The sequence below is a fragment of the Pseudomonas sp. AC242 genome, from assembly GCF_979258655.1.
Window position 1 is genome coordinate 5,161,249 of record NZ_OZ409873.1, and the last position, 12,763, is coordinate 5,174,011.

The 12,763-nt window shown below is 54.9% G+C and carries 13 protein-coding genes; 10 read left to right on the forward strand and 3 right to left on the reverse strand.

Annotated elements, in window-relative coordinates; genetic code table 11:
* Nucleotides 1-15: 15 nt before the first annotated feature.
* Together ACZZ0A_RS23190 and ACZZ0A_RS23195 are read right to left on the reverse strand one after the other, a co-directional pair.
* The gene (locus ACZZ0A_RS23190) at nucleotides 16-546 is read right to left on the reverse strand and encodes a DUF5943 domain-containing protein (RefSeq protein WP_007907543.1); all 531 of its coding nucleotides are present in this window, start codon (nucleotides 544-546) and stop codon (nucleotides 16-18) included.
* Between the two features lie 106 nt (nucleotides 547-652).
* Nucleotides 653-1,630, reverse strand: a complete 978-nt coding sequence (locus ACZZ0A_RS23195; protein WP_007911246.1) for a dipeptidase — start codon at nucleotides 1,628-1,630, stop codon at nucleotides 653-655.
* Nucleotides 1,631-1,864: 234 nt separating this feature from the next.
* Here ACZZ0A_RS23195 and ACZZ0A_RS23200 point away from each other — a divergent pair, with 234 nt between their 5' ends.
* The 5 genes from ACZZ0A_RS23200 to ACZZ0A_RS23220 all read left to right on the forward strand — a co-directional run bounded on the left by ACZZ0A_RS23200 (nucleotide 1,865) and on the right by ACZZ0A_RS23220 (nucleotide 6,571).
* Nucleotides 1,865-2,266, forward strand: a complete 402-nt coding sequence (locus tag ACZZ0A_RS23200) for a lysozyme inhibitor LprI family protein (protein WP_007911252.1) — start codon at nucleotides 1,865-1,867, stop codon at nucleotides 2,264-2,266.
* Between the two features lie 212 nt (nucleotides 2,267-2,478).
* Complete coding sequence (locus ACZZ0A_RS23205; protein WP_007911254.1) at nucleotides 2,479-2,733, forward strand: type II toxin-antitoxin system RelE family toxin; 255 nt, start codon at nucleotides 2,479-2,481, stop codon at nucleotides 2,731-2,733.
* Complete coding sequence (locus ACZZ0A_RS23210; protein ID WP_095112752.1) at nucleotides 2,717-3,040, forward strand: helix-turn-helix domain-containing protein; 324 nt, start codon at nucleotides 2,717-2,719, stop codon at nucleotides 3,038-3,040. The genes ACZZ0A_RS23205 and ACZZ0A_RS23210 overlap by 17 nt, the downstream gene beginning before the upstream one ends.
* A 29-nt stretch (nucleotides 3,041-3,069) precedes the next feature.
* Nucleotides 3,070-3,489 carry a DUF3010 family protein gene (locus tag ACZZ0A_RS23215; protein ID WP_463543780.1) on the forward strand — a complete coding sequence of 140 codons (420 nt, stop codon included), beginning with the start codon at nucleotides 3,070-3,072 and terminating at the stop codon, nucleotides 3,487-3,489.
* A gap of 355 nt (nucleotides 3,490-3,844) precedes the next feature.
* Nucleotides 3,845-6,571, forward strand: coding sequence for a hypothetical protein (locus ACZZ0A_RS23220; protein ID WP_463543781.1), 2,727 nt, complete (start codon nucleotides 3,845-3,847; stop codon nucleotides 6,569-6,571).
* A gap of 50 nt (nucleotides 6,572-6,621) precedes the next feature.
* Here the strand turns inward: ACZZ0A_RS23220 and ACZZ0A_RS23225 are convergent, their stop codons facing one another.
* Nucleotides 6,622-7,566: a GlxA family transcriptional regulator gene (locus ACZZ0A_RS23225; RefSeq protein WP_463543782.1), complete on the reverse strand. Its 945-nt coding sequence runs from the start codon at nucleotides 7,564-7,566 to the stop codon at nucleotides 6,622-6,624.
* Between the two features lie 207 nt (nucleotides 7,567-7,773).
* Between ACZZ0A_RS23225 and ACZZ0A_RS23230 the strand changes: the two genes are divergently transcribed.
* The 5 genes from ACZZ0A_RS23230 (at nucleotide 7,774) to ACZZ0A_RS23250 (ending at nucleotide 12,731) form a co-directional block, all read left to right on the forward strand.
* Nucleotides 7,774-8,718 carry a choline ABC transporter substrate-binding protein gene (locus ACZZ0A_RS23230; RefSeq protein WP_007911271.1) on the forward strand — a complete coding sequence of 315 codons (945 nt, stop codon included), beginning with the start codon at nucleotides 7,774-7,776 and terminating at the stop codon, nucleotides 8,716-8,718.
* Between the two features lie 109 nt (nucleotides 8,719-8,827).
* A complete protein-coding gene (cdhC, locus tag ACZZ0A_RS23235; protein ID WP_007911273.1) occupies nucleotides 8,828-9,715 on the forward strand; it encodes a 3-dehydrocarnitine:acetyl-CoA trimethylamine transferase CdhC in 888 nt (295 codons plus the stop codon).
* A gap of 157 nt (nucleotides 9,716-9,872) precedes the next feature.
* The gene (locus tag ACZZ0A_RS23240; protein WP_095112755.1) at nucleotides 9,873-10,838 is read left to right on the forward strand and encodes an L-carnitine dehydrogenase; all 966 of its coding nucleotides are present in this window, start codon (nucleotides 9,873-9,875) and stop codon (nucleotides 10,836-10,838) included.
* Between the two features lie 228 nt (nucleotides 10,839-11,066).
* Nucleotides 11,067-11,543 carry a thioesterase family protein gene (locus ACZZ0A_RS23245; RefSeq protein WP_095112756.1) on the forward strand — a complete coding sequence of 159 codons (477 nt, stop codon included), beginning with the start codon at nucleotides 11,067-11,069 and terminating at the stop codon, nucleotides 11,541-11,543.
* A 24-nt stretch (nucleotides 11,544-11,567) separates the two neighbouring features.
* Nucleotides 11,568-12,731, forward strand: a complete 1,164-nt coding sequence (locus tag ACZZ0A_RS23250; protein WP_463543783.1) for a gamma-butyrobetaine dioxygenase — start codon at nucleotides 11,568-11,570, stop codon at nucleotides 12,729-12,731.
* Nucleotides 12,732-12,763: the final 32 nt, after the last annotated feature.

Here is a 12,763-nt window from a genome sequence, read left to right on the forward strand (position 1 = left end):
GGCGGGTTCCTCGACTTACAACGGCTTGACGGTGAACAGGCCGTCGTCGTGGCCTTCTTCGGAGCCACCGTAGACTTGCTCGGCGACGGTGCGGATGCTGCTGCCGCGTGCTTGCAGAATCTGGTCCATGGCCCCAGCAAACCAACCGGTGAACATGTAGTCGACCTTGCGCCCGACCTTGCCGTAGACGTAGACGAACGCCGAGTGTTCGAGCTTGACGCTGGCGGTGCCTTTGTCGAGGTCGATGTCCTGGATCTTGAACAGGCCCCAGCCGCGTTGCGACAGACGCTTCATGTAGTGTTCGAACACCGCGACGCCTTCCAGGCCGTGGCATTCAGCTTCCTTCTCGCACCAGTGCCAGGCGGATTTGTAGCCGGCCTTGTAGAGGATTTCGGCGTAGGCGTCAGCGCCCAGAACCTCTTCGATGCCCATGTGGTTATTCACAAAGAAGTGACGTGGCACGTAGAGCATTGGCAGGGCGTCGGAGGTCCAGACACCGGTCTCGCTGTCGACTTCGATTGGCAATTGCGGGGCGATCTTGGCCATGGAAACTTAACTCCAGAAAATTTTAGATTCAGTGTTGGCCGCGGCCCTCACCCCAGCCCTCTCCCAGAGGGAGAGGGCGCAGATCGGCGGCGGTCTTGAGAAAGCGTTACTCGCCCCAGACGTCTTTGAGGACGTTGACCCAGTTCTCGCCCATGATCTTGCGTACCACGCGCTCGGAATGGCCGCGCTTGAGCAGGGTTTCGGTCAGGTTCGGGAACTCGCCGACGGTGCGGATGCCCAGCGGGTTGATGATCTTGCCGAAACTGGTCAGACGGCGGGCGTAACCCTTGTCGTGGGTCAGGTATTCAAAGAAGTCCTGACCGTGGCCCTGGGTGAAGTCGGTGCCAATGCCGATGGCGTCTTCGCCGACGATGTTCATCACGTATTCGATCGCTTCGGCGTAATCGTCGATGGTCGAATCGATGCCCTTGGCGAGGAACGGCGCGAACATGGTCACGCCGACGAAACCGCCGTGATCAGCGATGAACTTGAGTTCCTCATCGGACTTGTTGCGCGGGTGCTCTTTGAGACCCGACGGCAGGCAGTGGGAATAGCAAACCGGTTTTTTCGATTCGAGGATGACTTCTTCGGAAGTCTTGGAACCGACGTGGGACAGGTCGCACATTACGCCAACACGGTTCATTTCAGCCACGATTTCGCGACCGAAGCCCGACAGGCCGCCGTCACGCTCGTAGCAACCGGTGCCGACCAGGTTCTGGGTGTTGTAGCACATCTGCACGATGCCGACGCCGAGCTGCTTGAACACTTCGACATAGCCGATCTGGTCTTCAAACGCGTGAGCATTCTGGAAGCCGAAGAGGATGCCGGTCTTGCCTTGCTCTTTGGCGCGGCGGATGTCGGCGGTGGTGCGCACCGGCATGACCAGGTCGCTGTTTTCGCGGATCAGCTTCTGGCTGGCAGCAATATTGTTCACGGTCGCCTGAAAGCCTTCCCACACCGACACAGTGCAGTTGGCTGCCGTCAGACCGCCCTTGCGCATGTCTTCGAACAGCTCGCGGTTCCATTTGGCAATGATCAGACCGTCGATAACGATGCTGTCGGCGTGTAATTCGGCTGGGCTCATCAGGCGTCCCCTTATTGGCGATTCATGCGCCGAATCGTCTGCCGGCGCTTTGGGGCCAGCATATGCCTCGGTGCCGGGGCGACCGGGTGCAAAAACGACAGGGGAATTGCCGAAAGCGTCAATCCGCGACAAAGGGTCGCCAGACGCTCCGATCAGCTACCTGTTCAAGCCCGCAAGCTTGAGCCAGAATCTCCGGCATCTTCGAAACACCACTGGATTAGAGCGGCGACAACAATGAAATCGATCTTCCTGGCTTTGGCTTTGATTGCGACCGGCGTACACGCCGCCGAAGAGTCCGACAACAACCCGTGCGACGCCGTCGAAAACGACGTCCAGACCCTGGAATGCTCGACCTACAGCCGCAGCACCGCCGAAGACCTGCTCAAGGACAACTACGCCAGCCTGACCGAACGCATGCAGACCGCGTACGGCAAAAACGCGACGCAACTGGCGGATATCACCGCCAAACTCAAAACCGCCCAGCAGCAGTGGCTGAAGACGCGGGATGCGGATTGCGCGGTGGAAGCGTTCCCGGCGACGGCGGGGAGCAAGGCCTTCACGATTGCGCAGAATGACTGCGTGGCGCGGATGAGTGATGAACGGTCGGAGTTTTTGGAGTCGATTGGGCAGGAATAGTCCTCAAAATTTGAAGGAAAATTGGCACTGCTTTCTGCAATTGCCTCGTGAATCTCTTCTTCTTACGGCACATGCCGACTTCGCCTACACCTATTGCGTGAAAGCCCCGATCTACGGGCGCTTCACGCAATATCCTGACAACTGTTCTTGATTGGCCACCTTAAAAATATAAGCAAAGATTCGCGAATCTTATAAAAGACTTATATTCTTCCATGAACAGCATCCACTGGACACGAAAGGCCGTTAAGCAACTCTTGAAATTGCACTCTGTGCATCAGGTACAGGTTCGAGATGCCGTTACGGCGCTTGCCGACATGCCTGATGTGGGCAATGTCAAAGCACTGATTGGCCATGACTACTCCTACCGCCTGCGTGTCGGTAATTATCGAGTCATGTTCGACTGGGATGGCGCAATCAAAGTGGTCAGTATTCAAGAGGTCAAGAAACGCGATGAACGCACCTACTGACATCCAAATCATCAACGACGCCGAGGGCAACCCCGCCTTCGTCGTCATTCCCTACGCGCAGTACGTTGCGCAAAAAATGCAGCCCGACCTGATTCCCCATGAGGTCGTCAGCCGGATGGTCGATGGGGCAACACCGATCCGTGCCTGGCGCGAACACCTCAACCTGACTCAGGAAGAAGTCGCCAAACGCATGGGTATTTCGCAACCGGCGTTTGCTCAACAGGAAACGGTGTCCAAGCCACGTAAAGCGACACGCGAGAAAATTGCGTCGGCGTTCGGCATCACCGCCAATCAGCTTGAGCTGTAAGCTGCCCCCTTCACTTCAAGGAATTCCCCATGAACATCTGCGGCATCGAAATCAAAGGCAGCGAAGCGATTATCGCCGTGGCCGCTCTCGACGGTTCGGCCTTGAGCCACGTTCCCCTTGCCACCAAAAAGATCGCCCTCGAAGACGATGACGAGGCGGCCAACGTAAAGCTGTTCGCGGCGCAAGTGGCGTCGTTTGTGCGGGAGAACTCGGTTGATCGGATTGCGATCAAGAAACGCAGCAAGAAGGGTGAGTTTGCCGGCGGGCCGACGACGTTCAAGATTGAGGGGATTTTGCAGTTGCTGGATGGTTGCGAGGTGACGTTGTTGTCGCCGCAGACGATCAATGCGCAGGCGAAGAAGCATAATTTCGAGCTGCCGGGGACGCTGAACAAGTATCAGCATGAGGCTTATAAGGCGGCGTGTTCGGCTCTGATCAAATCAAAATAAATCTATAGAAAATGCTCTCTAATCCTTCGAAATTAGAGAGCAGAATTTCCTGATCGCGTACAGGTGGCCATAGGCGAGACAAATCGAACGCCTCATGCCCACCACCTTAGCCTCCCTTCCCCTAAATAACTGCCCATTCGATGCTGGCAGAATGACCTACTCCGGATTACTCTCAGTAGAAGCCCAAGGTGAGCTCATCTCTTGTCACTGGACAAAAAAACAGCACCTGAGACAGCCTAGATCTAGACGCGATACTCAAAAATCTAATTATCGCTATCCAGAGACTCACAATTATTCATGGTAACTATGATTGCTAGAAGCTCAATAAAAACAGAATCACAGGCAGGTGATATCGATGAGCAAGACGGAAAAAACAATTTGGATTGATAGCATTCAACTTAAAAAAATAAATGGGGAAACATACATACCCACTGTTTTAACGTATAAAAGCGAAGACACGTCCTGCATTGGGACTGAAGCAGAAGCTGAAGAGGCTCTTGGGCTGATTGCCAATAAAAACTTTAAAGTTGATTTAGGAGACATAGTAGCCGGGTCATCTCTTATTGAAAGAAAAAGATTCCAAACAAACATCGACACAGAAAAAAGCGCTTTTGAATTAACAAAAAACTTTTTTGACAACGTTTTAGAATGTACCACGGCCGTTAAATCAAAAAACGAAGAACATCGTATAAATGCGAAGATCATCGTTGCGGAACCTCTCGCCTTCCAAATAGAAAACCATGGAAAAAACTGGATAAAGAACTATCGCGATAATATAAAAAGAATACTCCATAACTTTGAGTCTATTGACTTCCTACCAGAGCCATTTGCCGTTTACCAATACTACCGGTACGGCCTACGCACACCTCAGCTCTCTGACAACATCAAGCACATTGCTCTAATTATCGATTTTGGTGGCGGGACGTTCGACGCTTGCATTATAGAGTCTACTAATAACGGCGATATAAGCCAAAGCGGGAAACATGCTAAACCCCTAGCCGCAGCCTCGATACCGATTGGTGGATTTTATATCAATACCATCTTGGCTGAGTATCTAATAAAACGAGACTTTGACGACCCAAACTTGAAAGGCAAGATAAGCCAACACATAACAACAACACAACGTTACAAAAAAGGCGAACTAAAGTACGATCAACTTAACGAGGAAAAAAAATCATTCATACGAAATTTCGAGCGAATAGAGCGGGAAATCGAAAACACAAAAAAAATATTATCTAGTCAAATAACAGACTGGACACTTGAAAATTCGACTTGCTATGAAAAATCACCAATCAAACTCCCTAGAAACCCTTTCGACGCGAATACTGCTTGGTATGATTCAGAACTCATCGGCCATCAATTTAAAGCCGTGTTTGAAAGAGAGATTTGGGAGAAACAACTTAAAAAAACAATTTATCAAGTGATCACTAGAGGCCGAGAAGAACTGAGAGGACGCCCAATTACATCGACATTAGTTTCCGGAGGTTCTTCAAACATAAGAAGTCTGGAAAAACTGCTTGAGCGCGACTTTTCAGACGAACTAGGACATGCTCGCCCACTTCCTCTAAGCTCTTCTTTCCAGGAGGTAGTTGCGAAGGGGCTCGCCATTGAATGTGCACGTCGATATTTCGACCATGACAGCGAGTTTATTTCGGTAACCTACAACCCTATAAAGTTAATATTGAACCCTGATGAAAAAGGACTAGAAAGTAGACGATTCACCTCTATCCAAGACAAAATCGACATGTCTAACACTAAAGAAGGAGACCTAATTCCTTCTGCTCAAGCATTAAAGAACTTTATCGATGAACCGTTGTCGTGGAAGGTAAAACTATCATCCCCTCCAAAGCATTTACTTGAATACTATTTTCTGCGCCCACAAGATGACGCTACAACCATATCAATTGAAGAACGCTACAACATCGAAAGCAGTAAAATCCACACCCGTGGCGATGTTTTCTTTGAAAGCAAAACCAAAGTCGAACTCACTATTAAAGGTGATGGAACTACAACACCAAGATTTATTTACTCATCTGGCAATCCTGAAAAAAATGTTCCTGAAACTTCATTTGAGGGAAAGCCATTCGTTATAGACATGACATCAGACTCCACTCACAAAAAAACCCAATTTTTTATCGGATTTGACTTTGGCACTAGCAACTCATCAATCTGCGAACTAACAGATCAAAACATCGTAACAATAACAAAAAGATCAAATGATGCAACTTGGTCCGACCTGAGAAAGATACTCCCAAATCTGCCATATCCAATATCCATTCCACTTAGGAAATATTTACAAGTAAATCACGAAAAAAATGCGATCGACCTAGCACGAGATGCATTCGAAGCCGCACTAAGTTTCGCGGCGTATACAGCTGCCTCCGAGGCAAAAGCACACAATGTTTTAGGTCGATCCTTTAATGCGTTCGTACACCGATCAATGGGTCCCCTCAAAGCCCTACTAGAATGCAGTTTAAAAAACCTAAAATCGAAAGCGCACTTTTCAAAAGAATATGAAAAGCTGTTTACTGACCTAAAACCAGAATTTGATTTGGCGATATCTCAATTCACGGATCACAAGCATGCGAAACTAGAAAGTGGAAAAGTTGAGGCGCATAGACACCTAACTCTGATCATGAATATTTGCAATCTAGCATTGGAGGACCGGCTATTCGGATTTTTTGAGAGAATATCTTCAACTGGTATAAGAAGAAATCAATTCTCTGGTCTTTTTCGATCCGCAATCGACAATCAACCTTTTGTAGACACCTTACTCTATAATGGAACAGTGCCTTTTAGCCAAAGCGAATGTCACATTTACGACAATGAAACTGGCGACTGCTTAACTTTATCGCCGCTGATCGTTTTCAGCGAGCAAAGAAATACCACGCACCAGTATCAATGCAACATTTTTGACAAACAAGAGGGAGAAAATTATCTATTTAAACCGGTAGACACTGAAAACGTTCACGACTCTGAGTCAATCTGCACCGGTTTGAGAGAACAAATAATTAGCGAACTTTATTCAGGATCGGAAACAGAAGGAATAGTTAATATTAAACTTTCAGGAACTCCCGACTGAAACATTGCTTCTTAGGCTCGCCTATTTAAGTCGTTAAATAGGCGTCCTAATCAAGCTATTACGACTCTTCGGTCTTCACGCGGGCAGCGGGCGAAGCGGGCACGGTAGCTGCGGGTGAAGTAGGACGGAGATTCAAACCCGCAGGCGATGCTGACTTCGAGCACGCTCATGTCGGTCTGGCGCAACAGTTGCCGGGCCTTTTCCAGCCTCAACCGCAGATAGAAATTGCTCGGCGTATCGTTCAAATGCAACCGAAACAGGCGCTCCAGTTGCCGCCGCGTCACCTTGATCGATTCCGCCAATTGCAGCGTAGTCAGCGGCGGTTCGCTGTGCTGCTCCATCTCGCCGATCACTTGCACCAGTTTCTTGTTGTTGATCCCGTAACGCGTGGCGACTTCCATGCGCTGGTGGTCTTTGCGTGGACGAATCCGTCCCAGCACAAACTGCTCGCTGACCTGAATCGCCAGTTGCGGCCCATGGGCCTGGGCGATCAGATCGAGCATTAGATCGATAGAAGCCGTACCGCCGGCCGAGGTGATTCGCCGGCGGTCGATCTCGAACAGCTCCTGGGTCACGCTGAGTTGTGGATAAGATTCCTTGAAGGCATCGATGGCTTCCCAGTGCAGGGTCAGGCGATGGCCATCAAGCAGGCCCGCCTCAGCAAGGACGAAGCTGCCGGTGTCGATGGCGCCGAGGGTCACGCCTTCGTTGTCCAGCCGCCGCAACCAGTGTTCAAGGATTGGCGTGGCGAACTTCAGCGGTTCAAACCCGGCCACCACCAGCAGCGTCGCGCCTTTCTTCAGCGGTTCAAGCGCCGCGTCGGCGTTGACCGACATGCCATTGCTCGCCAGCACCGCCCCGCCGTCGGCGCTGAGCACATGCCAGCGATACAACTCGCCACGAAAGCGGTTGGCCACGCGCAGCGGTTCAATTGCAGAGATAAAGCCAATGGCGGAGAACCCCGGCATCAGCAAGAAATAGAAATCCTGGGACATGTGCGCACTCGATTCGCGGGTAACGAAAGGGAGGGTAGCGTGGCTCGTTGATACGCCGATTGTCGTCGGCGTTCAAGCGCACAGGTCGCTACAGTGCAAATGCCAGTCGCCGCAGTGCGCTTTTACGGGGGCATAGCTGCGTAACTTTGCATCACCGGCGCGTCAGACGCCGGGAACCACAATAAACGACCTGCCGAGGAACCCGACATGAAACGACTGATCAGCAGCTGTGTTCTTGCATTCAGCGGTACCGCTTTCTTCAGCGCCAGCGTCATGGCGGCCGAACCCGCCTCATGCCAGAACGTGCGCATGGGCGTAGTCAACTGGACCGACGTGATCGCCACCAGTGCCATGACCCAGGTCCTGCTCGACGGCCTCGGCTACAACACCAAACAAACCAGCGCTTCCCAGCAAATTATCTTCGCCGGGATCCGCGATCAGCGCCTGGACCTGTTCCTCGGTTACTGGAACCCGTTGATGACGCAGACCATTACCCCGTTCGTCGACGCCAATCAGGTCAAAGTCCTCGAAGCGCCGAGCCTGAAAGACGCCCGCGCCACCCTCGCGGTGCCGACTTATCTGGCCGACAAAGGCCTGAAAACCTTCGCCGACATCGCCAAGTTCGAAAAAGAACTGGGCGGCAAGATCTACGGCATCGAACCCGGTTCCGGCGCCAACACGCAGATCAAGGCAATGATCGCCAAGAACCAGTTCGGCCTCGGTAAATTCCAGTTGGTCGAATCCAGCGAAGCCGGGATGCTCGCTGCCGTCGACCGCGCCGTGCGCCGCAAAGAGGCCGTGGTTTTCTTCGGCTGGGCGCCGCACCCGATGAACGTCAACGTGCAGATGACGTATCTGACCGGCAGCGAAGACGCCCTCGGCCCGAACGAAGGCATGGCCACGGTGTGGACCGTCACCGCGCCGAAATACGCCGAACAGTGCCCGAACATTGGTCGCCTGCTGACCAACCTGACGTTCACCGCCGAGGACGAGAGCCGGATGATGCAGCCGCTGCTCGATCACAAGGATGCTTTCGAATCGGCCAAGCAATGGCTCAAGGATCACCCCGAAGACAAGCAGCGCTGGCTTGAGGGTGTGACCACGTTCGATGGCAAACCGGCCGCTGAAAACCTCCAGCTGACCAGCAAATAACCCTCTATTGAAAAACCCGCTCTCCCAGATGGGAGAGGCAAATGAACCACGCTTCGCAGCCCCGAACAGGGCTGCGGACAGACCCATCACGCCTGAAGGAAACCGCACCATGAACAACGACGTCATCATCACCTGCGCACTCACCGGTGCTGGCGACACGACCGCCAAGAGCCCCCACGTGCCGGTCACCCCGAAACAAATCGCTGCGGCGGCTGTGGAAGCGGCCAAGGCTGGCGCCACGGTTGTGCACTGCCATGTGCGCGATCCGCAGACCGGCAAGTTCAGCCGCGACGTGGCGCTGTACCGCGAAGTGATGGAGCGCATTCGCGAGGCCGACGTCGACATCATCGTCAACCTCACCGCCGGCATGGGCGGCGATCTGGAGATCGGCGCCGGCGAGAACCCGATGGAGTTTGGCCCGAACACCGATCTGGTCGGCCCGCTGACCCGTCTCGCCCACGTCGAAGAACTGCTGCCGGAAATCTGCACCCTCGATTGCGGCACGCTGAACTTCGGCGATGGCGACACCATTTACGTCTCGACCCCGGCGCAATTGCGCGCCGGCGCCAAGCGCATCACCGAGCTGGGCGTGAAAGCCGAGCTGGAAATTTTCGACACCGGTCACCTGTGGTTCGCCAAGCAGATGATCAAGGAAGGTTTGCTCGATAACCCGCTGTTCCAGTTATGCCTGGGCATTCCGTGGGGCGCCCCGGCGGACACCACCACCATGAAAGCCATGGTCGATAACTTGCCGGCGGATGCGGTGTGGGCCGGGTTCGGGATTGGCCGGATGCAGATGCCAATGGCGGCGCAAGCGGTGCTGCTCGGCGGCAACGTGCGGGTCGGGCTGGAAGACAACCTGTGGCTGGACAAAGGTGTGCTGGCGACCAATGGCCAACTGGTCGAGCGCGCCACAGAAATCCTCAGCCGCCTCGGCGCGCGCGTGCTGACCCCGGCAGAGGGCCGCAAAAAGATGGGTCTGACCCAGCGCGGTTAACCCTCAGCTCAAAAAATGGGGCTCTAACTGCCCCCAAATTTCACCTGTAGGAGCTGCCGAAGGCTGCGATCTTTTGATTTTGTTTCTCAAGATCAAGATCAAAAGATCGCAGCCTTCGGCAGCTCCTACAGGGATTACTTTCCACGGGAAAATTCCTATGAGCTTTATCACCGAAATCAAAACCTTCGCTGCGCTGGGCAGCGGTGTCATCGGCAGCGGCTGGGTGGCCCGTGCCCTCGCCCATGGTCTCGACGTGGTGGCCTGGGACCCGGCGCCCGGTGCCGAAGCGGCACTGCGCAAACGCGTGGCCAATGCCTGGGGGGCGCTGGAGAAAAACGGTCTGGCGCCGGGCGCTTCGCAGGATCGTCTGCGCTTCGTCGCGACCATCGAAGAATGCGTGCGCGATGCCGACTTCATTCAAGAAAGCGCCCCGGAACGTCTGGAGCTGAAACTTGATCTGCACAGCAAAATCAGTGCGGCAGCCAAGCCGAATGCGTTGATCGGCTCAAGCACTTCGGGCTTGTTACCGAGCGAGTTCTATGAGAGTTCGACGCATCCGGAACGCTGCGTGGTCGGCCACCCGTTCAACCCGGTTTATCTGTTGCCGCTGGTGGAAGTGGTCGGTGGCAAGAACACCGCGCCGGAAGCTGTGCAGGCGGCCATGAAGGTTTATGAGTCCCTCGGCATGCGCCCGTTGCACGTACGCAAGGAAGTGCCCGGTTTTATCGCCGACCGCTTGCTCGAAGCGCTGTGGCGTGAGGCATTGCACTTGGTTAACGACGGTGTCGCGACCACTGGCGAGATCGATGATGCGATCCGTTTTGGCGCCGGGTTGCGCTGGTCGTTCATGGGTACGTTCCTCACTTACACGCTGGCTGGGGGTGACGCAGGCATGCGCCACTTCATGTCGCAATTCGGCCCGGCGTTGCAGTTGCCGTGGACGTATCTGCCGGCGCCGGAGCTGACTGACAAGTTGATTGATGATGTGGTCGATGGCACCAGTGATCAGCTCGGTCGTCACAGCATTTCGGCGCTGGAGCGCTATCGTGATGATTGCTTGCTGGCGGTGCTGGAGGCGGTGAAGAGCACCAAGGAGAAGCATGGGATGAGTTTCAGCGAGTGATGTGTCTGGCATGACATCGCTGCCCTCACCCTAGCCCTCTCCCGGGGGGAGAGGGAACTGACCGTGGTGTTTTTGCGAGCTACGCCGATTTGCACTACTGAGTCGAACTCAAGACTTGAAAGACTTGAAGATCTGCTCCCTTTCCCCCTCGCCCCCCTTGGGGGAGAGGGCTGGGGTGAGGGGGTAGCTCTTGATCTTAACGACCCGCCAACTGCCGGAACCCAAACCATGCCCCACCTCACCACCTACCAAACCAAAGTCATCCTCGACTGGGTCGACTACAACGGCCACCTGCGCGACGCCTTCTACTTGCTGATTTTCAGCTACGCCACCGACGCCCTGATGGACCGCCTCGGCATGGACAGCAACCACCGCGAAGCCAGCGGCCACTCGCTGTTCACCCTCGAACTGCACCTCAATTATCTGCACGAAGTGAAGCTCGACACCGAGGTCGAAGTGCACACGCAAATCATCGGTCACGACAGCAAACGTCTGCACCTCTATCACAGCCTGCACAAGGTCGGTGATGCGCAAGAGCTGGCCGGCAACGAACAGATGCTGCTGCACGTCGACCTCGCCGGCCCGCGCTCGGCGCTGTTCAGCCCGGACACCTTGAACCGCCTGCAAGACATCATCGCCGAGCAGAAAGACTTGCCCGCTCCCGCTTACATCGGCCGCGTCATCGCGCTGCCACCTGCAAGGTAAATCCATCAATCGCAAGGAGCCGCTATGAACACCGCTGCCGCTGTTGCCGATTTCCGTACTTATCCGTTGATCAGCGCGCTAAGCGGCGTGCAGACCCTGGCGGATCGCGTTGCCATCGCCTGGGCTGACGGTCGCGTCAGCCCGTTTCACCATGTCTGGTTGCGGGACAATTGCCCCTGCGAGCAGTGCGTCTACAGTGTTACCCGCGAGCAAGTGTTCGAGATCGTCGACGCCGCGCCGGACCTCACCCCCGCCAGTACCCACATCGACAGCGACGGCTGCCTGCGCATCGACTGGCAGGACGGCCACCGCAGCCGCTTCGACCCCGGGTGGCTGCGCGCCCACGCCTACGATGACGCGTCCCGGGCCGAACGTCTGGCCGCCAAGCCCAAAGCCTGCCTGTGGCACAGCGATTTGCAGTTGCCGGTGTTCGACTACGCCGCGCTGATCAATGACAACAGCGCCCTGCTGCAATGGTTGATCGCGGTGCGCGACATCGGCCTGACCCAGGTGCGCGGTGTGCCCACCGAACCAGGCTCGCTGAAGCTGATCGCGCAGCGTATTTCGTTCATCCGCGAGAGCAATTTCGGCGTGCTGTTCAACGTGCAATCCAAGGCCGATGCCGACAGCAACGCCTACACCGCTTTCAACCTGCCATTGCACACGGACTTGCCGACTCGCGAGCTGCAACCGGGGCTGCAGTTTCTGCATTGCCTGGTGAATGACGCCGCGGGTGGCGAGAGTATTTTTGTCGATGGTTTTGCGATTGCCGACGCCTTGCGTCAGGAAGCGCCGCAGCTGTTTCACGCGCTGTGCGAAATCCCCGTGGAATTCCGCAACAAGGATCGCCACAGCGACTATCGCTGCCTGGCGCCGATCATTGCTCTGGATGCGTTGGGGCGGGTTGCGGAGATTCGCCTGGCGAACTTTCTGCGCGGGGCATTCGATACATCGGTGGAGCAGATGCCGCTGCTGTATCGCGCCTATCGACGCTTGATCGCGATGACCCGCGAGCCACGGTTTCGGCTGATGCAGCGGCTTAATCCAGGGGAGCTGTGGTGCTTCGATAACCGCCGCACGCTGCATGCGCGCAATGCGTTTGACCCGGCCACCGGGGCGCGGCATTTCCAGGGTTGCTATGTCGATCGGGATGAGTTGTTGTCGCGCATTCTGGTGTTGCAAAGGTAAACCGCGTCATCGTTCATCGCGGGCAAGCCCGC